Origin of the sequence: Janibacter cremeus (genome assembly GCF_029395675.1) — a bacterium.
Classification (GTDB): domain Bacteria; phylum Actinomycetota; class Actinomycetes; order Actinomycetales; family Dermatophilaceae; genus Janibacter; species Janibacter cremeus_A.
This window is the reverse complement of sequence record NZ_CP115184.1, coordinates 149098-169376: the sequence shown is the minus strand read 5'-3', so window position 1 is coordinate 169376 and position 20279 is coordinate 149098. Positions and strand designations below refer to the sequence as shown.

Sequence of the window (20279 nt, the reverse complement as noted above, 5' to 3'; positions counted from 1 at the left end):
TCAGGCGCGCGGCACGCGCACGATCAGGGCGTCACCCTGACCGCCACCACCACAGAGGGAGGCCGCGCCCGTGCCGCCACCGCGGCGCTTGAGCTCGTGGGCCAGCGCGAGGGTGATGCGCGCGCCGGACATGCCCAGCGGGTGGCCCATGGCGATGGCGCCACCGTTGGGGTTGACCTTCTCGGGGTCGATGCCCAGCTGCTTGGTCGAGGACAGGCCGACGGCGGCGAAGGCCTCGTTGATCTCGACGAGGTCCAGGTCGCCCACCGAGATGCCGTCCTTCTTCAGCGCGGCCTCGATCGCGTTGGCCGGCTGGGACTGCAGCGTGGAGTCCGGCCCGGCGACGACGCCGTGGGCGCCGATCTCGGCGAGGTAGTCCAGGCCGAGCTCCTCGGCCTTGGCCTTGCTCATCACGACGACCGCGGCGGCACCGTCGGAGATCTGCGAGGCGGAGCCGGCGGTGATGGTGCCGTCCTTGGCGAAGGCCGGGCGCAGCTTGCCCAGGGACTCGACGGTGGTGTCACCCCGGACGCCCTCGTCGGTGTCGAAGACGACCGGGTCGCCCTTGCGCTGCGGGACCTCCACGGCGACGACCTCGTCGGCGAACTTGCCCTCGGACCAGGCCTTGGCGGCCTTCTGGTGGCTGGCGGCGGCGAAGGCGTCCTGCTCCTCGCGGGAGAACTCGGACTTCTCGGAGTTCTTCGACTCGGTCAGCGAGCCCATCGCCTGGTCGGTGATGATGTCGTGCAGGCCGTCGTAGGCCATCGAGTCCTTGAGCTTGGTGTCGCCGTACTTGATGCCCTCGCGGCTCTTGGGCAGCAGGTGCGGCGCGTTGGTCATCGACTCCTGGCCGCCGGCGACGATGACGTCGAACTCGCCGGCGCGCACGAGCTGGGCCGCGAGGGCGATCGCGTCGATACCGGAGAGGCAGACCTTGTTGACGGTGAGCGCGGGCACGTTCTTCGGGATCCCGCCCTTGATCGCGGCCTGACGAGCGGGGATCTGGCCCTCACCGGCGGTGAGCACCTGGCCCATGATCACGTAGTCGACCTGCTCGCCCGAGATGCCGGCCTTCTCCAGGGCCCCCTTGATGGCGAAGCCGCCGAGGTCGGACCCGGAGAAGCCCTTGAGGGAGCCGCTCATGCGGCCCATCGGGGTGCGGGCCCCTGCGACGATGACGGACACAGGACGCTCGGACATGTGGATGCCTCCAGCTTTCGTGGGGTGGCGCGGCACCGGAGCGACACCGCGCGTCTTGCCTCGATTCTATCGACGCGGGCGCAGGGCGGGCAGGGCACGGGGCGGTGTGCGGCCTCACACGCCCAGCACCTCCCGCCGGGGCCGGCGTCTCAATAGGCTGCGCGCCATGACTGATCTGTTCACCGCCATCGACCACGTCGGTGTCGCCGTGCCCGACCTCGACGACGCGATCGCCTTCTACCGTGACTCCCTGGGCATGGAGCTCGCGCACGAGGAGACCAACGAGGAGCAGGGCGTGCGCGAGGCGATGATGCGCGTCGGCGACTCCGGCTCCTGCATCCAGCTGCTCGCGCCGCTGACCCCCGAGTCGACGATCGCGAAGTTCCTCGACCGCAACGGCCAGGGCATGCAGCAGCTCGCCTACCGCGTCGAGGACATCGACGCCGTCTGCGCGACCCTGCGCGAGCGCGGCCTGCGGCTCCTCTACGACACCCCCAAGCGCGGGACGAGCAACTCCCGGGTGAACTTCATCCACCCCAAGGACGCCCGTGGCGTCCTCGTCGAGCTCGTGGAGCCCGACCACATCGGTGCGGGCGCCCACCAGGCCTGACTCCCCCTTCGCCCGGGGTGTGGCCCCACGCCACCCACCGCCGTGTGAAGTCAGTCATGACACCGTCCCAACGGCGCCATGACCCCCTTAAGTTGCACGCAGCAACTGTCGCCCCGGCGGCAGCAGACCGACCGACCCCACGAGGCCGAGGAGCCCACCCACATGGCAATCGACCAGATCCGCGACGCGATCCTCTCCGGTGACCGCAGCGAGGAGACCTACGCGAACCTCCCCCTCCCGCAGACCTACCGCGCCGCGACCGTGCACAAGGCCGACGTCGACATGTTCGAGGGGCTGGCCAGCCGCGACAAGGACCCGCGCAAGTCGCTGCACATCGACGACGTCGAGATCCCCGAGCTCGCCCCCGACGAGGCGCTCGTCGCCGTCATGGCCAGCGCGATCAACTTCAACACCGTGTGGACCTCGATCTTCGAGCCGGTCTCGACCTTCTCCTTCCTCGAGCGCTACGGGAAGCTGAACAAGTACTCCAAGCGCCACGACCTGCCGTACCACATCGTCGGCTCCGACCTCTCCGGCGTCGTGCTGCGCACCGGCGGCCACGTCTCCAAGTGGAAGCCCGGCCAGGAGGTCGTCGCGCACTGCCTGTCCGTCGAGCTCGAGGACGCCGACGGCCACGACGACACGATGATGGACCCGCAGCAGCGCATCTGGGGCTTCGAGACCAACTTCGGCGGGCTCGCCGAGCTGGCCATCGTCAAGGCCAACCAGCTGATGCCCAAGGCCGACCACCTCACCTGGGAGGAGTCCGCCTCCCCCGGGCTGGTCAACTCCACCGCCTACCGCCAGCTGATCTCCAAGAACGGCGCCGCGCTCAAGCTCGGTGACCGCGTGCTCATCTGGGGCGCCTCCGGTGGCCTGGGCTCCTACGCCGTGCAGATGGCGCTGGCCGCCGGCGCCGAGCCGATCTGCGTCGTCTCCTCCCCCGAGAAGGCCGAGATCTGCCGCGCCATGGGTGCCGAGCTGATCATCGACCGTCGCGCCGAGGGCTACCAGTTCTGGAACGAGGACGGCACCAAGCAGAACCCCAAGGAGTGGAAGCGCCTCGGCAAGCGGATCCGCGAGCTCACCGGCGGCCACGACGTGGACATCGTCTTCGAGCACCCGGGCCGCGAGACCTTCGGCGCCTCGGTCTACGTCGCGCGCAAGGGCGGCAAGATCGTCACCTGCGCCTCGACCTCGGGCTACATGCACGAGTACGACAACCGCTACCTGTGGATGAACCTCAAGAGCATCATCTCCAGCCACTTCGCCAACTACCGTGAGTCCTGGGAGGCCAATGAGCTGATCAGCCGCGGCCTGATCCACCCGACGCTCAGCCGCACCTACGCCCTCGACGAGGTCGGCCAGGCCACGCTCGACGTGCACCACAACAAGCACCAGGGCAAGGTCGGCGTGCTCACCCTCGCCCCCGAGGCGGGCCTGGGTGTCTCCAACCCGGACAAGCGCGCGCAGTTCGAGAAGCAGATCAACCGCTTCCAGGACGCCTGACCCGCTCCTGACACGCGAAGGGGGTCGCACCGGTCACCGGTGCGGCCCCCTTCGTCGTGGGGTGCGTGGGTCTCCGGCAGGGCGAAGGGGGCCTGCTCAGCGGCCGTAGCGGCCGTGGTCACGCGCCTTCCAGCACTTGCCGTGCCAGTGGCGGCGGTCGTCGACGCCGCCCAGGCCGTCGTCCGGCCAGACGACGACGTGCGGCGTGCCGGGCACGATCTCGTGGGTGCAGCCCGGGCAGGTGTAGCTGCGGGTCGAGCTGTGGCCGCTCAGCTGGCGCACCACCCAGGAGCGCCCCATCCACGACTGCGTCGTCTGCGATCCCATGGCGCCCGTGCGCAGGGGACGGTGCGCGTCGCGTCGACGACGGTTGGAGCGTGGCATGGCCCCATCCTCCCAAACGGCTGCCGAACGGCGCAGGGGAAGAGGGAATGGCACGGGTCGGCGCGCCTCAAGCCGAAGTCCGATCGGAGAACTCTCGCCGGTGGACCGACGAAGGGACTTCGGCAAGCGCCGACTCGTGCCGTTCCTCGCACCCGAAGGGGTACGGCTCAGTAGGTGCGGAAGCCCTCACCGGTCTTGCGACCGAGCTTGCCGGCGGCGACGAGGTCGCGCAGCAGCTGCGCCGGGGCGAGGCTCTCGTGCCCGAACTCGGCGAGCAGCTCCTCCTCGATCGCGAGGGCGACGTCGTTGCCGACGACGTCCAGCAGCGCGAAGGGGCCCATGGGGAAGCGGTAGCCCTCGGTGATGGCGGTGTCGATCTCGTCAAGGCCCGCCCCGGCCTCGTGCGCCTTGATGGCGTCGTTGAGGTAGGGGAAGAGCAGCGCGTTGACGATGAAGCCGGCGCGGTCGGAGCAGCGGACCGGGACCTTGCGGATGTGCTTGCACAGCTCGACGACCGTGTCGAGGACGTCCTGGCCGGTGTGCTCCTGGTCGATGACCTCGACGAGCTTCATGATCGGCGCCGGGTTGAAGAAGTGCATGCCGACGACGTCCTGCGGGCGCTTCGTCTGCGCGGCCAGGTCGGCGATGGACAGCGAGGAGGTGGTCGTGGCGAGCACCGCGCCGTCCTTGCAGATGCGGTCGAGGTCGAGGAAGAGCTGGTTCTTGATGCCGATCTCCTCGGCGATCGCCTCGATGACGATGTCGACGTCCGCGAGTGACTCGCGCTCGAGGGAGCCGGTGAGGCGGGTGAGGACCGCGTCGGCGTCGGCCTGCTCCATGCGGCCCTTGTCGACCTTGCGGGTGAGGTTCTTGGCGATCTTCGCGGCGACCGCGTCGACCTTCTCCTGGCTGCGGGCGACGTAGGTGACCGGGAAGCCGCTCGTCGCGAAGACCTCGATCATGCCGGTGGCCATCGTCCCGGAGCCGACGACACCGACCGTCGCGACCTCGCGTGCCGTGCCCGCCCCGCCCGCGGAGGGGGTCAGGTCGTCGGCGACGACCTCGTCCCCCTCGTAGGTGTAGAAGCCCCGTCCGGCCGCCTTGCCGGTGCGGCCGTCGGCGATGAGCCGCTCGAGGACCTCGCTCGGCCGGTGGCGCGGGTCACCGCTCTCGGCGAAGCGCGCGGCGAGCGCGTCGCGCACGGTCTCCAGACCGAGCTCGTCGATGACGGTCAGCGGACCCCTGGGCAGGCCGCAGCCGAAGCGCATGCCGTTGTCGAGGTCCTCACGGGAGGCGTACTTCTCCTCGAACATCGAGGCGGCATGGTTCAGGTACGGATAGACGAGGGCGTCGGCGAGAGAGCGCGATTCAGACATGTCTGGGAGTGTTCCAGCCGGGCCTACCCCGTGGTAGTGCCCGACGGCGTGACAGTGGGCACAGGTGATCCGCGCGATACCGTGCTGGGTCCACAGACCGACCCGCTTGGGCGCGGCCCGCCGGAGCCGTAGGGTCTGGCTCGTGCGAGTGGTGATTGCGAACTGCAGTGTCGAGTACGAGGGCCGGCTGAACGCCCACCTGCCCCTGGCGACGCGTCTGCTCATGGTCAAGGCCGACGGCTCGGTGCTCATCCACAGCGACGGTGGCTCGTACAAGCCACTGAACTGGATGGCTCCCCCGTGCGCCATGGCCGAGGTGGAGCCGGACGAGACCGAGGCCGCCGAGGGTGTGATCGCCGTGTGGAACGTGCAGCACGCCAAGACCGAGGACCGGCTGCGGGTACGCCTGCACGAGATCCACCACGACTCCTCCCACGAGCTCGGCGTCGACCCGGGGCTGGTCAAGGACGGCGTCGAGGCCCACCTGCAGAAGCTGCTCGCCGAGCACATCGGCACCCTCGGGGACGGCTACACCCTCGTGCGTCGCGAGTACATGACGGCGATCGGTCCCGTGGACATCCTCGCCAAGGACGCGAAGGGGGTCTCCGTCGCCGTCGAGATCAAGCGCCGCGGCGAGATCGACGGCGTCGAGCAGCTCACCCGCTATCTCGAGCTGATGAACCGTGACCCGCAGCTGCGACCGGTCACCGGGGTCTTCGCCGCGCAGGTGATCAAGCCCCAGGCGCGCACGCTCGCCGAGGACCGCGGTATCCGCTGCGTGACCCTCGACTACGACGAGCTCAAGGGCATCGACACGAGCATGCACCGCCTCTTCTAGGTCTCCTCCGGCGTGGCCGAGGGGGTGTGAGCCCTGCACCCGATGACCGGCGGCCCTAGCATGTGCGCCATGGGACGGACCGACTCCGCCTCGGGACAGGTCTCCTCCACGCGATCGGTCGACCCGTGATCGAGGAGCTCGAGGCGCACCGGGTGCCGCTGACCGGGTACTGCTACCGCCTGCTCGGTTCCGCGGCGGACACCGACGATGCCGTCCAGGAGACACTCATCCGCGCCTACCGCCGGTGGCGCGATTTCGACCCGCAGCGTGCACGGTTGACCACCTGGCTGCACGCGATCGCCACCAATGTCTGCCTTGACATGCTGCGCGGGGCCAGCCGTCGGGCACTGTCCGTCGACCTGGGTCCCGCCTCGGACACCGCCGACCTCGGGTCGCCGCTCCCGCCGGGGTCCTTCGTCGAGCCGATGCCCGACTCGCGCCTCGTCGGCGTCCAGGACCCCGCAGACCGCGTGATCACCCGCGAGACGGTGCGCCTGGCGTTCGTCGCCGCCCTGCAACGGCTCTCCCCACGTCAGCGGGCGGCACTGGTGCTGCGTGATGTCCTCGCCTTCTCGGCCAGGGAGAGCGCCGAGATCCTGGACACCTCGGTCGCCGCACTGAACAGCGCCCTGCAGAGGGCGCGGACCGCGCTCGCCGACGACCCGCCGGTCGCCACCGACCTGCTGGACCCGCACGATCCCGACCAGGTCGATCTCCTCTCCCGGTACGTGGCGGCCTTCGAGTCCCACGACGTCCCCGCGTTGACTGCACTCCTGCACGAGGACGCGATGTCCTCCATGCCTCCCTTCGCGTGGTGGCTCCGCGGAGCGGACCGGATCGCGGCCGTGATGTCGGACGCCGACGCCTGCGCCGGAGACCGGCTGCTGCCCACCGCGATCAACGGCTCACCCGGGTTCGGGCAGTACCGGCCGGACGGCGACGGTCGGCTCGAGCCGTTCGCCCTGCTCCTGGTCGAGATCGCGCAGGGTCGGGTCGTCCACCTCGTGACCTTCCTGGGCAGCCAGGAGCGCTTTGCGGAGTTCGGCCTCCCGCCGCGTCTCGGTGCCGACGCACGGCACCGATGATTTTCGGACGTCCGCGTCGTACCAGTGGTGAGAGCCCACCACGAGAGGAATGACATGTCTGGACACGACGCGGTCGTCAGCGCCACCTGGGCCGAGCGGGCCCGACTGGTCGCCGAGCTCGAGGGCCTCGAGCCGCACCAGTGGAGTCACCCATCCCTGTGCGCCGGCTGGCGGGTGCGGGAGGTGCTGGCCCACATGACCATGCCGATGCGCACCCGGCTCCCGGACTTCCTCACCGGCATGGTCAGGGCACGGCTCTCCTTCGACCGGTACGCGGACCACGACGCGCACGCGACCACCGCCCGGATGAGGGATGCCCACCTGCTCGGGATGCTCAGGGACAACATCCGGCACCCGTGGCGACCACCGGGCGGCGGAGAGACCGGCGCCCTGAGCCATGACGTGATCCACGGTCTGGACATCACCGAGCCCCTGGGGCTGCCGCGCCCGCCGGTCGACCGCGTGGCGCTGGTTCTCGCAGGTGCGAGTCCGCGGGCCCTGCGCCACTTCGGCGTCGATCTGGACGGGACCAGACTCGTGGCGACCGACGCCGATGTCGCCATCGGCCACGGCACCGAGATCCGGCTCCCGGCCACGGAGATCCTGCTCGTGCTGAGCGGACGTCAGTCCCTCGCCGCGCCGCGAGGGAGGGCCTGAGCATGGCGTCCGCGGAGGAGCTGCACGGTGCGGCGTGCCGACTTCCCGGCGTCGAGGAGGGCACGCACTTCGGGATGACCGCCTACACGGTCGACGGCAAGGGATTCGCCTCGCTCACCAAGGACGGATGGCTGCAGCTGCGGTTTCCGCCGGACACCGTCGACGACCTGCTCGCCGCGCACCCGGCTGCCGAGGCGCTGTCGCGTGGCGACACGTCGATCGGGATCCGGGTGCGCCTGGCGGAGTTGTCCTCGACCGACATGGTCGCGTTGTTGCACGCGAGTTCGCGCATCCGCTGACCGGACGTCCGCCCCGAGCCCCGTCCCTCGTGCCCCTCCGACCACTACTGTGGTGGGAAGCAGCGGAGGGCGGCATGACGAGGACGCGGAGCGACCCGACGGGGCCCCTGACGGCCGTGCCGGACGGGGACCCCGGTGACGCGGTGTCCTGGGTCGCCGACGAGCTCGGGATCGGCTGGGGACTGCTCTGGGGCCTGGTGGTGCCGCTGCTCGTCGTGGCGGCCATCGGCCTCGCGCTGACCGTGCTGCTGTGGCGCCGCTACGGACGCTCCCCCTCGAGCAGCACCGGGGTCGACCTCTTCCCCGGCCAGGTCGTCACCCTGCGTACGGCTGAGGGCGCCCACGGCCAGGTCTTCGTCGAGGGCAGCTGGTGGACGGTGCGCAGCGAGGTCCCCCTCCGTGCCGGCGAGGACGTGCGCATCACGGCCGTGGAGCGCCTGGAGCTGCTCGTCGAACCCCTCGAGTCACCGCAAGGCAAGGAGGAGTCATGATCGACACCACCCTGATCGGTCTGGTGATCGCGGCCCTGGCCGTGGTCTACGTCGTCACCCGGGCGGTGAGGATCATCCCCGAGTACGAGCGGGCCGTGGTCTTCCGCCTCGGGCGCATCCAGCAGGCGAAGGGGCCGGGCGTCATCATCGTCGCGCCCATCGTGGACAAGGTGCGCCGGATCGACCTGCGCACGCACACCTACGACGTCCCCCCGCAGGACCTGATCACCAAGGACAACGTCACCGTCCAGGTCAACGCGGTGACCTACTACAACGTCGTCGACCCGGTCCGCGCGGTGCTCGCCATCGAGAACTACCAGGTCGGCACCCAGCAGGTGGCCCAGACGACCCTGCGCAGCATCATCGGCCAGACCAGCCTCGACGACCTGCTGACCAAGCGCGAGGAGATCAACGCCAAGCTCCAGCAGATCATCGACGAGGTGACCAACCCGTGGGGCATCAAGGTCACGATCGTCGAGGTCAAGGACGTGCTGCTCCCCGAGAGCATGCGCCGTGCCATGGCCCGCCAGGCGGAGTCCGAGCGCGACCGCCGCGCGAAGGTCATCCACGCCATCGGTGAGCAGGAGGCCGCCGAGAACCTCGCCAAGGCCGCGGAGGTCATGGAGGCGCACCCGGCCGCGATGCACCTGCGCACCCTCTCCTCGATGCTCGAGCTGGGCGCGGAGCAGAACTCGACGGTCGTCTTCCCGCTGCCGATGGAGCTGTTGCGCCTCTTCGACGCCGCGGCCGTCGGGCTGGGCGCCCAGCCCAGCACGCCGAAGGGGGCCGCCCCGGCCACGAGCACCGCCTCACCGGCAGCGGGTGGTTCCGCGATGGGTGCGCCGGCAACGAGTGCGCCGGCGACGGATGGGCCGGCAGCAGGTGGCCCGACGGCCGGGCCGCCGATGGCCCACGGTGCCTGGTCCGACGACGGGCACGAGGTGCACGCCGAGGGCGACCACCCCCGTCCTGTCAGCCACCAGCGCGACGACTGGGAGTGAGCGCCTAGAACGCCTCGCCCAGCTCGATCCGCGTGATGGCGGCTGCCGGGTCACTGGTCTCGCCGCTCAGCACGAGCACGGTCTCACCCCGGTGCAGGTCGGCGATCTCCCCGAGCAGGGCCGATGGGGGCGTGCCCTCCCCCAGGCCGGGCTCCTGCTCCAGCGGCACGTCCAGCGCGGCGGCCACCGCCGCGCCCCGGGCATCGCCCGGGGTCGTCACCACGGCCAGCACCGACTCACCGGCGAGCCGCTCGACGAGGGCGGGCACGCCCCCTTCGCCCTCCGGTGTGGCGGTGATCAGGAGCGTCGCCGGACAGTGCATGGTCACCCGGTCACTGTATGCGGGGCGCGAGCCATCCCTTCGAGACGCTTGCTGCGCAAGCTCCTCAGGGAACGTCGAGACGCTCGCTGCGCGAACACACCTCGACCACCGGGGGGTCAGGCCGTGGCGGTCTCGTGCGCGGGCAGGCCGCGCTGCTCGCGGATGATGTCGACGAAGCGTCCCATGATCTCGTTGAGACCGAAGTCCTTCGGGGTGAAGACCGCGGCCACGCCCATCTCCTTCAGGCGCCGGGCGTCGGACTCGGGGATGATGCCGCCGACGATGACCGGGATGTCACCGGCGCCCTGGGCCCTCAGACCCTCGAGCACGTCCGGGACGAGCTCCATGTGCGAGCCGGAGAGGATCGAGACACCGACGAGGTGCACGTCCTCGGCGACGGCCGCGGAGACGACCTGGTCGGGCGTGAGCCGGATGCCCTGGTAGATGACCTCGAAGCCGGCGTCACGCGCCCGTACCGCGATCTGCTCGGCGCCGTTGGAGTGCCCGTCGAGCCCGGGCTTGCCGACGAGGACGCGCAGCTTCTCGCCGAGCTCCTCCTCCGTGCGGGTGACACGATCGCGCACCGACTGCAGCTCCTCGGAGCCGCCGTCGGCCACACCGACCGAGCCGGAGACACCGGTCGGGGCGCGGAACTCACCGAAGACCTCGCGCAGCGCCTGGGCCCACTCCCCGACCGTGACGCCGGCGCGGGCGCACTCGAGGGAGGCCTCCATGAGGTTCTCCTCGGTGCCGGCGACCTCGCGCAGGCGCTCCAGGGAGGCCGCGGCACGCGGACCGCGCTCCGGGTCGGCGTCCCGCTCGGAGCGCCAGGTGCGGATGGCCTCGATCGCGGCCTCCTCGACGCCCTCGTCGACCGTCTGGATCGCGGTGTCGAGGTCGGCGGTCAGCGGGTTGGGCTCGGTCGTCTCGAACTTGTTGACCCCGACGACGATGTCCTCGCCGGCCTCGATGCGCTGGCGCCGCAGGGCGTGGCTGGCGACGAGCGCCGACTTCATGTACCCGGACTCGACGGCCGGGACGGCGCCGCCCATCTGCTGGATGCGCTCGATCTCGGCCTTGGCGCCCTCGACGATCTCGGCGACCTTCTTCTCCACGACCGGGGAGCCGGCGAAGAGGTCGTCGTACTCGAGCAGGTCGGACTCGAAGGCCAGCACCTGCTGCAGGCGCAGCGCCCACTGCTGGTCCCACGGACGCGGCAGGCCGAGCGCCTCGTTCCACGCCGGCAGCTGCACGGCGCGGGCGCGGGCGTCCTTGCTCAGCGTCACGGCGAGCATCTCGAGCACGATGCGCTGGACGTTGTTCTCCGGCTGCGCCTCGGTCAGGCCCAGGCTGTTGACCTGCACGCCGTAGCGGAAGCGGCGCTGCTTGGCGTCGGTGACGCCGTAGCGCTCCCGGGTGATCTCGTCCCACAGCTGGACGAAGGCGCGCATCTTGCACATCTCCTCGACGAAGCGCACACCGGCGTTGACGAAGAAGGAGATGCGGGCGACGACCTTGCCGAACTCCTCCTCCGGCACCCGGCCGGAGTCGCGGACGGCGTCGAGGACGGCGATCGCCGTGGACATCGCGTAGGCGACCTCCTGCACGGGCGTCGCGCCGGCCTCCTGCAGGTGGTAGCTGCAGATGTTGATCGGGTTCCACCTGGGGATCTCACCGACGGTGTAGGTGACCATGTCGGTGATCAGGCGCATCGAGGGACCGGGCGGGAAGACGTGCGTCCCGCGGCTGAGGTACTCCTTGATGATGTCGTTCTGCGTCGTGCCGCCGAGCCGGGCGACGACCTCGGCCGGGTCCTGGCCGGCGGCCTCGGCCTGCTCCTCCGCGGCGACCTGGTACATCGCCAGCAGGTACATCGCGACGGCGTTGATCGTCATCGACGTGTTCATCTCGCCGAGCGGGATCTGGTCGAAGAGCTTGCGCATGTCGCCGATGTGGCTGATCGGCACGCCGACCTTGCCCACCTCGCCGCGGCTGAGCACGTGGTCGGGGTCGTACCCGGTCTGCGTCGGCAGGTCGAAGGCGACCGAGAGGCCGGTCTGGCCCTTGGCCAGGTTGCGGCGGTACAGCTCGTTGGACGCCGCGGCGCTGGAGTGACCGGCGTAGGTGCGCATCACCCAGGGGCGGTCACGCTCGGGACGCGCCGCCTCGGCGGCGGGAGTGGGGGAATCGGTGCTCTCGGCCATGGTGGCAAGGTACCGTCGCGCGGCCCGGGGTCACAGGGTCGGCCACGGTGAAGGTCGCCACAGTCGAGAGTGGCTCGTCACGAACGGATGCCGGCTCGCCCGGGATTCGTCCGCGCGTCCACCTCCACCCGGCGGTGGGGGGGTCAGCCGGCCACGGAGCGGCGGCGCGGCCGCTGCACCTGCTCCACGTCGTGGAGGAGGCGGACCAGTCCCGCCCGGCGCAGCAGCCGGGTGGTGCGCTCGTCGGCACCGGTGAAGCGCAGCCGCCGTCCCGCCCGTGCGGCGCGGGCGTGCGCCCCGAGCAGGGTGGCGAAGCCCGCCTGGTCGACGACCGTCGACTCCGAGATGTCCACGAGGACCTGGCCGCTGCCCTCACGCAGCACGCCCACGAGCTCCTGCCGCAGGTCGGCACTGTGGCGGATGTCGAAGGGCACGCCCACCCGGACGCGGGTGGCCCCGTCGCCACCCACTGGCGTCAGCGCGGTCAGTGCGCTCATTCCGGTCACCTGCTTTCCCCTGCTGCCAACCGATGTCACCCAGTGTGACGCGCGCCTCCCCTCTTCGGTTGCACCCTGCCGTCACGATGCGATCACACAACTCCCTGCGGATGGTCAGGTCGCGGCCGCCGCACGGTCAGGGCGGGCACCTGCGACGATGGCGGCATGGTCAACCTGACGAAGATCTACACCCGCACCGGCGACGAGGGCACGACGGCGCTCGGGGACTTCAGCCGTACGAGCAAGACGGACTCACGCCTGCAGGCCTACGCCGACTCGAACGAGGCCAACGCGGTCATCGGGGTGGCCATCGCGACCGGCGGGCTGCCCGAGGAGGTCGTCACGACCCTCACCCGGGTGCAGAACGACCTCTTCGACCTGGGCGCCGACCTGTCGACGCCGCTGCAGGAGGAGCCGAAGTACCCGCCGCTGCGCGTGAAGCAGGCGTGGGTCGACGAGCTCGAGGCCGACTGCGACCACTACCTCGAGCAGGTCGAGCCGCTGCGCTCCTTCATCCTCCCGGGCGGCACCGCGGCATCGGCACACCTGCACCACGCGACGACGGTGGTCCGCCGGGCCGAGCGCTCGGCCTGGGCGGCCCGCGAGGAGTACGGCACCGAGACGGCCGGTGAGCGCGGGATCGGCGGCGTGAGCCCGCTGACGACGACCTACCTCAACCGGTTGTCCGACCTGCTCTTCATCCTCGCCCGCATCGCCAACCTCTCGATCGGCGGGGACGTGCTGTGGCAACCGGGCGGAGGCCGCGAGGAGGCCCCGCAGCGTCGCACGCGCGGGTGAGTCCCCCCTTCGCCCTCAGGTGACGTTGACGTTGTGGCCCGGTGGGGCGGACTCGAGCCACGAGCGCACCGCCGGGTAGATCTTCGGCTCGACGGCGAGGTCCGCGAGGTGGTCGCGGCCACGCGTCAGGGTCACCGCGACCGCGGTGTCCAGCCCCGGGAGCGAGACGGGTTCCGGCGCAGGGGTGGAGATCTCCATGCCCTCCCGCGCCCACGACATCGAGGGGGACGTCGTCAGGCCGGCCACGCTGAACCAGTCGAGGTCACGCACCCCCATACGCAGCAACCCGAGCCGCCAACGAGGCGACCCGGGCAGCCGGACGGCGCAGGGACACATGGGTCCGTGGGCGGCCAACGCACGTCGGCGCAGCCACAGCACGACGAGCCACAGCGCGAGAAGCAGACACCCTGCAAGGAGGAGGACCTCCACGACCTGCAGGGTTGACATGGCTTCGTCAGGCCCTGGCCGGGACCTGGACGGTCTCCGCGACGATCGTCACGGTGTCGTGGTCGACGGAGAAGAAGCCGCCGTCGATGGAGGCGCTCTGGTCACCCTCGGGGGACGAGATCAGCACGTCACCCTCCACGAGGACACCGAGCATCGGGGTGTGACCCGGCATGACACCGATCTCTCCCTCGGTGGTGCGGGCCCGGACCATGCTGGCCTCTCCGGACCAGACCTTGCGGTCGGCGGCGACGAGTTCAACGTTCAGGGAGCTCACGAGGGGTCCTTCGATATCGGGGTGAGTGCCACCCCATGCTATCCCGCGTGGGGCGATGCGTCGGACACCAGGTCAGGCGACCACGAGTGCGAAGTAGTCCTGGCCCAGCCCGAGGCTGACCATCCGGACGGCGGAGTAGGCCAGCCACACGGTGATCAGCCCGAGCAGCACCTTCGGGTCGACGAGCGTCAGGAGGCGCTCGGGTGGTCGGCGCCGCGCGAGCGCGACACCGACGTAGGCGACGATCCCCGCCGCGGCGGCCATGCCGATGGGGCCGAAGAGGTTGTACTCGAAGGCGGTGAGCACGTCACCGTGCGCGAGGTGCACCCACGAACGGGTCATGCCGCACCCCGGGCAGGGCAGCCCGGTGAAGATCCGCAGCAGGCACGTCGGCTCACCGGAGTCGACGGACGCGACCGGCCACAGCCGGGCGATGCCCAGACCGACGAGGCTGACGGCGGCGATGACGAGCACGACGATCCGCTCGCTGCGGTTCGTGCCCTGCGCGAGCGGGAGCGGTCCCTGACCGGTCGCGGCCGTCATCGCCACGTCCGCTCGCGCACGTCTCCTGCTGTCCTCATGTCGGCCAGTGTAGGTCTCTCCCCCGACGGACGCGGCCGCCCCCCTTCGTCAGGCGAAGGGGGGCGGCCGCGGTGGTGCGTGGTGGGTCAGGAGTTCTTCTGGAGCTCCGCCCACTGGCGCTCGACGTCCTCGAGGCCACCGCACATGAAGAAGGCCTGCTCGCCGATGTGGTCGTACTCGCCGTCACAGATCTTGGTGAAGGCCTCGATGGTCTCGGACAGCGGAACCGTCGAGCCCTCCATGCCGGTGAACTGCTTGGCCACGTACGTGTTCTGCGAGAGGAACCGCTCGATGCGACGCGCGCGGCCGACGAGGATCTTGTCCTCCTCGGACAGCTCGTCGATACCGAGGATCGCGATGATGTCCTGCAGCTCCTTGTTGCGCTGGAGGATCGACTTCACCCGGACCGCGGTGCTGTAGTGCTCCTCGGTGATGTAGCGACGGTCGAGGATCCGGCTGGTGGAGGTCAGCGGGTCCACGGCCGGGTAGATACCCTGCGAGGCGATCTCACGGGAGAGCTCGGTCGTCGCGTCGAGGTGGGCGAAGGTGGTCGCCGGGGCCGGGTCGGTGTAGTCGTCGGCCGGCACGTAGATCGCCTGCATCGAGGTGATCGAGTGACCACGCGTGGAGGTGATGCGCTCCTGGAGCGTGCCCATCTCGTCGGCCAGGGTCGGCTGGTACCCCACGGCGGAGGGCATGCGGCCCAGCAGCGTGGAGACCTCGGAGCCGGCCTGCGTGAAGCGGAAGATGTTGTCGATGAAGAGCAGCACGTCCTGCTTCTGCACGTCACGGAAGTACTCCGCCATCGTCAGCGCGGACAGGGCGACGCGCAGACGCGTGCCCGGCGGCTCGTCCATCTGGCCGAAGACCAGCGCGGTCTGGCCGAGGACGCCGGCCTCCTCCATCTCGACCATGAGGTCGTTGCCCTCACGGGTGCGCTCGCCGACACCGGCGAAGACGGAGACACCACCGTGGTCGCGGGCGACTCGGGCGATCATCTCCTGGATGAGGACGGTCTTGCCGACACCGGCACCACCGAAGAGGCCGATCTTGCCACCCTGGACGTACGGGGTGAGCAGGTCGATGACCTTGATGCCGGTCTCGAACATGGTGGTCTTCGACTCGAGCTGGTCGAAGGGCGGAGCCTGGCGGTGGATGCCCCAGCGCTCGGAGACCTCGAGGGTCTCGCCCTCCTTGAGGTTGAGGCAGGCGCCGGTGGTGTTGAAGACCTTGCCGAGGGTGACATCACCGACGGGGACGGTGATCGGGCCGCCGGTGTCCTGGACCTGCGCGCCGCGCACGAGGCCGTCGGTCGGCTGCAACGAGATCGCACGGACCATGTTGTCGCCGATGTGCTGGGCGACCTCGAGGTTGACCCGGTGCGATACGCCGTCGATGGCGACCTCGGTGGTCAGCAGGTTGTACGGCTCGGGCATGGTGTCGACGCTGAACTCGACGTCGACGACCGGGCCGATGACGCGGGAGACGCGCCCGACCCCACCCGAGGTGGTGGTGTTCTCTTCGGTGACGGTGGCAGTCATGGGGTTTCTCTCTACCTTCTCACTTGGACTCGGCCAGGGCGCTGGCGCCGCCGACGATCTCGGAGATCTCCTGGGTGATCTCGGCCTGGCGGGCCTGGTTGGCCAGCCGGGTGTACTTCTTGATGAGCTCCTCGGCGTTGTCGGTCGCCGACTTCATGGCGCGCTGGCGCGCCGCGAGCTCGGAGGCGGCCGCGTGCAGGAGGGCGTTGAAGATGCGCGCGTTCACGTAGCGCGGCAGCAGCGTGTCGAGCAGCTCCTCGGCGTTGGGCTCGAAGTCGTAGAGCGGGTAGATCTCGTCGCCCTCCGGCTCCTCGACGCCCTCGACGACCTCGAGCGGCAGCAGTCGGACCGCCTCCGGCTCCTGGCCGACCATCGACACGAATCGGGTGGAGACGACGTGGACCTCGTCCACGCCCCCGTCCTCCCGGTCGGCCTGGAAGTCCGCGACGAGCCGCTCGCCGATCTCGCGGGCGTTCTCGAACTTCGGCTTCTCGGTGAACCCGGTCCACTCGGCCGCGTACTCACGCTTGCGGAAGGAGTAGAACGAGACCGCGCGCCGACCGACGAGGTAGGGCACGACCTCCTTGCCCTCGTCACGCAGCCGCGCGGCGACGCGCTCGCCCTCCTTGAGGACGTTGGCGTTGTACCCGCCCGCGAGGCCACGGTCGGCCGCGACGACGACGAGCGCTGCACGCGTGACGTCCTCGCGCTCCGTGGTCAGGGGGTGGTCCTCGTCGGAGTACGTGGCCACGGCCGACGCCGCGCGGGTCAGGGCACGCGCATACGGCGTTGACTCACGCACGGCCTGCTGTGCCTTGACGACCCGCGACGCTGCCATGAGCTCCATGGCGCGCGTGATCTTCTTGGTCGCACTGACGGACCGGATGCGCTGCCGGTACTCCCGGATCTGCGCTCCCATGCGTTTCCGCCTCTCTGGTGGTTCGTGGTCGAGAAGTCGGCCGACGGCCGACCAAGGGGTGCGAGGTGCCCCGGCAGGGTGCCCGAGGGCACCCCGCCGAAGGACATCAGCGCTTCTGCTTGACGATCTGCTCCTGCGAGGAGTCGAGCGCGTCGTCGCCGTCCTCCTCGGCGCTGCCCAGCGGCACCTCGTCGGCGTCGCCCGCGACGAAGGTCGGACGGAAGGCGTCGAAGGCCGAGGCCAGCGCCTGCTGGGTCGAGTCCTCCCAGTCGCCGCGCTCGCGCAGCGCGTCGAGCAGGCCCTGCTCGTTGCGGTGCAGGTAGTCGATCCACTCGGACTCGAAGCGCGAGATGTCGCCGACCGCGACGTCGTCGAGACGACCGGTGGTACCGGCCCAGACCGAGACGACCTGGTCCTCGACCGGGAACGGGTTGGCCTGGCGCTGCTTGAGCAGCTCGACGAGGCGGGCGCCCCGGGCCAGCTGCTGCTTCGAGGTCGGGTCGAGGTCGGACGCGAACATCGCGAAGGCCTCGAGGGAGCGGTACTGGGCCAGGTCGAGCTTGAGACGACCCGCGACCTTCTTCATCGGCTTGATCTGCGCGTCACCGCCGACTCGGGAGACCGAGACACCCACGTCGATGGCGGGGCGGACGTCCGAGTTGAACAGGTCGGCCTGCAGGTAGATCTGGCCGTCGGTGATGGAGATGACGTTGGTCGGGATGTACGCCGAGACGTCACCGGCCTTCGTCTCGATGATCGGCAGACCGGTCATCGAGCCGGCGCCCATCTCGTCGGAGAGCTTGGCGCAGCGCTCCAGCAGGCGCGAGTGCAGGTAGAAGACGTCACCCGGGTAGGCCTCACGGCCCGGCGGGCGGCGCAGCAGCAGCGACATCGAGCGGTAGGCCTCGGCCTGCTTGCTCAGGTCGTCGAAGACGATGAGGACGTGCTTGCCCTGGTACATCCAGTGCTGACCGATGGCCGACCCGGTGAAGGGTGCCAGGTACTTGAAGCCGGCCGCGTCGGACGCGGGGGCCGCGACGATGGTCGTGTACTCCATCGCGCCGGCCTCCTCGAGGGAGCCCTTGACCGAGGCGATCGTCGAGCCCTTCTGACCGATGGCGACGTAGATGCAGCGCACCTGCTGGTTCGGGTCGCCGGTCTCCCAGGCCTGCTTCTGGTTGATGATCGTGTCGACCGCGACCGTGGTCTTGCCGGTCTGGCGGTCACCGATGATCAGCTGACGCTGGCCACGGCCGACCGGGATCATGGCGTCGATGGCCTTGATGCCCGACTGCAGCGGCTCGTGGACCGACTTGCGGTCGACGACGCTCGGAGCCTGCAGCTCGAGCGCGCGACGCCCCTCGGAGACGACCTCGCCGAGGCCGTCGATCGGCTGGCCGAGCGGGTTGACGACGCGGCCGAGGAAGTTGTCACCGATCGGGACCGAGAGGACCTCGCCGGTGCGCTTGACCTCCTGGCCCTCCTCGAGCTTGGAGAAGTCGCCGAGGACGACGACACCGATCTCGTGGACGTCGAGGTTGAGTGCGAGGCCGAGCGTGCCGTCCTCGAACTCGAGCAGCTCGTTCGTCATGGCCGAGGGCAGGCCCTCGACGTGGGCGATGCCGTCACCGGTGTCGGTGACGCGGCCGACCTCTTCACGGGAGGCCGCGCCCGGGTTGTAGGACTGCACGTAGCCGTCCAGGGCGTCCCGGATCTCCTCCGGACGGATCGAAAGCTCCGTCATGTTGTCTTCTCCTCGTTGCCGGCCGTGGTGGGGGCCGAGTGGGTGGTCTGCATGGTGGTTGTGGACTCGGGCCTCAGCCGGCCAGGTGTCGCTTTGCCTCGTCGAGGCGGCGCAGGACGGTCCCGTCGACGACCTCGTCGCCGATCTGGACCCGGAGGCCGCCGATGACGTCCTCGTCGTGGACGACGTGCAGCTGGACCGCCTTGCCGTAGACCCGCTGCAGAGCGTCCGAGAGCCGGGTGCGCTGTGCGTCGGTGAGGTCGACCGCCGTCATGACGACCGCGGTGTACTGCTGACGACGCTCGGCCGCGACTCGGAGGTACTCCTCGATGGTCCGCGAGAAACGCCGACCGCGCGGAGCCAGAACGGCCTGTCGTGCCAGACGCAGCGTCTCCGGACGGGTCTTGCCCTCCAGGAGCGAGCTGACGAGCTCGGCCTTGCCGGCCCGGTCACCCTGGCGGTTGGCGAGCGCGTCGCGCAGCTCGGGGTTGCCCGCGACGACCCGCTCGAAGCGGAAGAGCTCGTCCTCGACCTGATCGATCGCCCGGTTGTCCTCGGCACCCTTGAGTGCGGCCTCGACGGCGAAACGCTCGAGCGTGTCGGTGAGGTCCCGATCGGCCGACCACCGCTGGGCGGCCAGGCTCGCGACGGCACCGACGGTGCCCTCGGAGATCTTGCCGCCGAGCAGCCGGGTCACCAGACCCGACTTGTCGCTGCCCTCGCGGGAGGGGTCGGCGACGCTGCGACGCAGGGTCGCGTTGTCGTCGAGCAGCCCGACCACGGCGAAGAGCTCGTCCGCCACGACGGCCGGGTCACCGGACGTCAGCGCCGACTCGAAGGCCGGACGACCCTCGAGGACGGCAGTGCGGGAGGAACCTCGCATCAGGCGTCACGACCCGTCGTGACGCGCTCCGGCTGGACCTTGCCCGTCTCGAGGTCGGTCAGGAAGCCGTCGATGAGGCTCTGGCGGCTCCCGGAGTCCTGCAGCTCGTGACCGACGATGCGGCCGGCCAGGTCGGTCGAGAGACGACCCACCTCACCGCGCAGGGAGATGGCCGCCTGCTGGCGCTCCGCCTCGATCTGCTTGTGCGCCGACTCGGTGATCCGGCTGGCCTCGGCCTGGGCCTGACCGCGCATCTCCGCGACGATGGCCGCGCCCTCGGCGCGTGCGTCCTCACGGATCTTGGCGGCCTCGGCACGGGCCTCGGCGAGCTGGGACTCGTAGTGGGCCTTGGCGGCCTCGGCCTCGGCCTGGGCGTTCTCCGCCAGGGCGATGCCGCCCTCGATCGCGTCGTGACGCTCGGCGTAGGCCTGCTCGAGGTTCGGGACGACCTTCTTCGCGACGACCCAGTAGAGGATCGCGAACATGATCAGCCCGAAGACGAGCTCTTCCCAGTGCGGAATCAGAGGCATGGTCTCCCCTTCCGCCATGGCGAGCCCCACGACCGACGAGGCGGTTGCGGTGATGTGCACGGGTACTCCTAGTAACTGGTGCCGGTTG

General features: G+C 70.1%; 23 protein-coding genes. 9 read left to right on the top strand and 14 right to left on the bottom strand.

The genetic code is table 11. The annotated features are described in order from the left end of the window. Nucleotides 1-1200 (bottom strand): acetyl-CoA C-acetyltransferase, encoded by a 1200-nt coding sequence (locus O9K63_RS00800; RefSeq protein WP_277239897.1) that lies wholly within the window; start codon nucleotides 1198-1200, stop codon nucleotides 1-3. Between the two features lie 166 nt (nucleotides 1201-1366). On the opposite strand from O9K63_RS00800, the gene mce reads away from it, so the two are divergent. After that, nucleotides 1367-1810, top strand: coding sequence for a methylmalonyl-CoA epimerase (mce, locus tag O9K63_RS00795; RefSeq protein ID WP_277239895.1), 444 nt, complete (start codon nucleotides 1367-1369; stop codon nucleotides 1808-1810). Between the two features lie 168 nt (nucleotides 1811-1978). Further along, nucleotides 1979-3319: a crotonyl-CoA carboxylase/reductase gene (ccrA, locus tag O9K63_RS00790; protein ID WP_277242350.1), complete on the top strand. Its 1341-nt coding sequence runs from the start codon at nucleotides 1979-1981 to the stop codon at nucleotides 3317-3319. Nucleotides 3320-3415: 96 nt separating this feature from the next. On the opposite strand, the gene O9K63_RS00785 is transcribed toward ccrA, so the two are convergent. Next, on the bottom strand, nucleotides 3416-3703 hold the full coding sequence (locus tag O9K63_RS00785; RefSeq protein WP_277239893.1) for a hypothetical protein: 288 nt from the start codon (nucleotides 3701-3703) through the stop codon (nucleotides 3416-3418). A gap of 167 nt (nucleotides 3704-3870) precedes the next feature. Continuing rightward, a complete protein-coding gene (locus O9K63_RS00780) occupies nucleotides 3871-5079 on the bottom strand; it encodes a 3-hydroxyacyl-CoA dehydrogenase NAD-binding domain-containing protein (RefSeq protein WP_277239891.1) in 1209 nt (402 codons plus the stop codon). A 142-nt stretch (nucleotides 5080-5221) separates the two neighbouring features. On the opposite strand from O9K63_RS00780, the gene nucS reads away from it, so the two are divergent. The 6 genes from nucS (at nucleotide 5222) to O9K63_RS00750 (ending at nucleotide 9450) form a co-directional block, all read left to right on the top strand. Continuing rightward, complete coding sequence (nucS, locus tag O9K63_RS00775; RefSeq protein ID WP_277239889.1) at nucleotides 5222-5917, top strand: endonuclease NucS; 696 nt, start codon at nucleotides 5222-5224, stop codon at nucleotides 5915-5917. Nucleotides 5918-6042: 125 nt separating this feature from the next. Further along, complete coding sequence (locus O9K63_RS00770; protein ID WP_277239887.1) at nucleotides 6043-7002, top strand: RNA polymerase subunit sigma-70; 960 nt, start codon at nucleotides 6043-6045, stop codon at nucleotides 7000-7002. Between the two features lie 54 nt (nucleotides 7003-7056). Beyond that, nucleotides 7057-7659, top strand: a complete 603-nt coding sequence (locus O9K63_RS00765) for a maleylpyruvate isomerase family mycothiol-dependent enzyme (protein WP_277239885.1) — start codon at nucleotides 7057-7059, stop codon at nucleotides 7657-7659. 2 nt (nucleotides 7660-7661) lie between these two features. Beyond that, complete coding sequence (locus tag O9K63_RS00760) at nucleotides 7662-7958, top strand: MmcQ/YjbR family DNA-binding protein (RefSeq protein ID WP_277239882.1); 297 nt, start codon at nucleotides 7662-7664, stop codon at nucleotides 7956-7958. A 74-nt stretch (nucleotides 7959-8032) separates the two neighbouring features. Beyond that, nucleotides 8033-8449 (top strand): NfeD family protein, encoded by a 417-nt coding sequence (locus O9K63_RS00755; RefSeq protein WP_277239880.1) that lies wholly within the window; start codon nucleotides 8033-8035, stop codon nucleotides 8447-8449. Then, nucleotides 8446-9450, top strand: coding sequence for an SPFH domain-containing protein (locus O9K63_RS00750; protein ID WP_277239878.1), 1005 nt, complete (start codon nucleotides 8446-8448; stop codon nucleotides 9448-9450). The genes O9K63_RS00755 and O9K63_RS00750 overlap by 4 nt, the downstream gene beginning before the upstream one ends. Before the next feature lie 4 nt (nucleotides 9451-9454). Here the strand turns inward: O9K63_RS00750 and O9K63_RS00745 are convergent, their stop codons facing one another. The 3 genes from O9K63_RS00745 to O9K63_RS00735 form a co-directional block, all read right to left on the bottom strand. Then, the gene (locus O9K63_RS00745; RefSeq protein ID WP_277239876.1) at nucleotides 9455-9778 is read right to left on the bottom strand and encodes a hypothetical protein; all 324 of its coding nucleotides are present in this window, start codon (nucleotides 9776-9778) and stop codon (nucleotides 9455-9457) included. Between the two features lie 110 nt (nucleotides 9779-9888). Beyond that, the gene (locus O9K63_RS00740; protein WP_277242349.1) at nucleotides 9889-11904 is read right to left on the bottom strand and encodes a protein meaA; all 2016 of its coding nucleotides are present in this window, start codon (nucleotides 11902-11904) and stop codon (nucleotides 9889-9891) included. Nucleotides 11905-12119: 215 nt separating this feature from the next. After that, complete coding sequence (locus O9K63_RS00735) at nucleotides 12120-12473, bottom strand: STAS domain-containing protein (RefSeq protein WP_277239874.1); 354 nt, start codon at nucleotides 12471-12473, stop codon at nucleotides 12120-12122. Between the two features lie 165 nt (nucleotides 12474-12638). Here O9K63_RS00735 and O9K63_RS00730 point away from each other — a divergent pair, with 165 nt between their 5' ends. Beyond that, on the top strand, nucleotides 12639-13271 hold the full coding sequence (locus tag O9K63_RS00730) for a cob(I)yrinic acid a,c-diamide adenosyltransferase (RefSeq protein ID WP_277239872.1): 633 nt from the start codon (nucleotides 12639-12641) through the stop codon (nucleotides 13269-13271). Between the two features lie 15 nt (nucleotides 13272-13286). On the opposite strand, the gene O9K63_RS00725 is transcribed toward O9K63_RS00730, so the two are convergent. The 8 genes from O9K63_RS00725 to O9K63_RS00690 form a co-directional block, all read right to left on the bottom strand. Beyond that, nucleotides 13287-13718: a DUF2550 family protein gene (locus O9K63_RS00725; protein ID WP_277239870.1), complete on the bottom strand. Its 432-nt coding sequence runs from the start codon at nucleotides 13716-13718 to the stop codon at nucleotides 13287-13289. Nucleotides 13719-13725: 7 nt separating this feature from the next. After that, nucleotides 13726-13992 carry a F0F1 ATP synthase subunit epsilon gene (locus tag O9K63_RS00720; RefSeq protein ID WP_277239868.1) on the bottom strand — a complete coding sequence of 89 codons (267 nt, stop codon included), beginning with the start codon at nucleotides 13990-13992 and terminating at the stop codon, nucleotides 13726-13728. Between the two features lie 72 nt (nucleotides 13993-14064). Then, on the bottom strand, nucleotides 14065-14535 hold the full coding sequence (locus tag O9K63_RS00715; protein WP_277239866.1) for a DUF2752 domain-containing protein: 471 nt from the start codon (nucleotides 14533-14535) through the stop codon (nucleotides 14065-14067). A gap of 125 nt (nucleotides 14536-14660) precedes the next feature. Further along, nucleotides 14661-16115 (bottom strand): F0F1 ATP synthase subunit beta, encoded by a 1455-nt coding sequence (atpD, locus tag O9K63_RS00710; RefSeq protein ID WP_277239864.1) that lies wholly within the window; start codon nucleotides 16113-16115, stop codon nucleotides 14661-14663. 19 nt (nucleotides 16116-16134) lie between these two features. Further along, the gene (locus tag O9K63_RS00705) at nucleotides 16135-17034 is read right to left on the bottom strand and encodes a F0F1 ATP synthase subunit gamma (protein WP_277239862.1); all 900 of its coding nucleotides are present in this window, start codon (nucleotides 17032-17034) and stop codon (nucleotides 16135-16137) included. Between the two features lie 106 nt (nucleotides 17035-17140). Further along, nucleotides 17141-18778, bottom strand: a complete 1638-nt coding sequence (gene atpA / locus O9K63_RS00700; protein ID WP_277239861.1) for a F0F1 ATP synthase subunit alpha — start codon at nucleotides 18776-18778, stop codon at nucleotides 17141-17143. Nucleotides 18779-18851: 73 nt separating this feature from the next. Beyond that, nucleotides 18852-19661, bottom strand: a complete 810-nt coding sequence (locus O9K63_RS00695) for a F0F1 ATP synthase subunit delta (protein WP_277239859.1) — start codon at nucleotides 19659-19661, stop codon at nucleotides 18852-18854. Then, on the bottom strand, nucleotides 19661-20251 hold the full coding sequence (locus tag O9K63_RS00690) for a F0F1 ATP synthase subunit B (protein ID WP_277239857.1): 591 nt from the start codon (nucleotides 20249-20251) through the stop codon (nucleotides 19661-19663). Before O9K63_RS00690 ends, O9K63_RS00695 begins: the two co-directional genes overlap by 1 nt. Nucleotides 20252-20279: the final 28 nt, after the last annotated feature.

Coding starts and splice junctions, on each gene's coding strand:
- O9K63_RS00800 (WP_277239897.1), bottom strand. CDS start 1,200: ATGTCCGAGCGTCCTGTGTCCGTCATCGTCGCAGGGGCCCGCACCCCG.
- mce (WP_277239895.1), top strand. CDS start 1,367: ATGACTGATCTGTTCACCGCCATCGACCACGTCGGTGTCGCCGTGCCC.
- O9K63_RS00785 (WP_277239893.1), bottom strand. CDS start 3,703: ATGCCACGCTCCAACCGTCGTCGACGCGACGCGCACCGTCCCCTGCGC.
- O9K63_RS00780 (WP_277239891.1), bottom strand. CDS start 5,079: ATGTCTGAATCGCGCTCTCTCGCCGACGCCCTCGTCTATCCGTACCTG.
- O9K63_RS00765 (WP_277239885.1), top strand. CDS start 7,057: ATGTCTGGACACGACGCGGTCGTCAGCGCCACCTGGGCCGAGCGGGCC.
- O9K63_RS00760 (WP_277239882.1), top strand. CDS start 7,662: ATGGCGTCCGCGGAGGAGCTGCACGGTGCGGCGTGCCGACTTCCCGGC.
- O9K63_RS00755 (WP_277239880.1), top strand. CDS start 8,033: ATGACGAGGACGCGGAGCGACCCGACGGGGCCCCTGACGGCCGTGCCG.
- O9K63_RS00750 (WP_277239878.1), top strand. CDS start 8,446: ATGATCGACACCACCCTGATCGGTCTGGTGATCGCGGCCCTGGCCGTG.
- O9K63_RS00740 (WP_277242349.1), bottom strand. CDS start 11,904: ATGCGCACCTACGCCGGTCACTCCAGCGCCGCGGCGTCCAACGAGCTG.
- O9K63_RS00735 (WP_277239874.1), bottom strand. CDS start 12,473: ATGAGCGCACTGACCGCGCTGACGCCAGTGGGTGGCGACGGGGCCACC.
- O9K63_RS00730 (WP_277239872.1), top strand. CDS start 12,639: ATGGTCAACCTGACGAAGATCTACACCCGCACCGGCGACGAGGGCACG.
- O9K63_RS00725 (WP_277239870.1), bottom strand. CDS start 13,718: ATGTCAACCCTGCAGGTCGTGGAGGTCCTCCTCCTTGCAGGGTGTCTG.
- O9K63_RS00715 (WP_277239866.1), bottom strand. CDS start 14,535: ATGACGGCCGCGACCGGTCAGGGACCGCTCCCGCTCGCGCAGGGCACG.
- atpD (WP_277239864.1), bottom strand. CDS start 16,115: ATGACTGCCACCGTCACCGAAGAGAACACCACCACCTCGGGTGGGGTC.
- O9K63_RS00705 (WP_277239862.1), bottom strand. CDS start 17,034: ATGGGAGCGCAGATCCGGGAGTACCGGCAGCGCATCCGGTCCGTCAGT.
- atpA (WP_277239861.1), bottom strand. CDS start 18,778: ATGACGGAGCTTTCGATCCGTCCGGAGGAGATCCGGGACGCCCTGGAC.
- O9K63_RS00695 (WP_277239859.1), bottom strand. CDS start 19,661: ATGCGAGGTTCCTCCCGCACTGCCGTCCTCGAGGGTCGTCCGGCCTTC.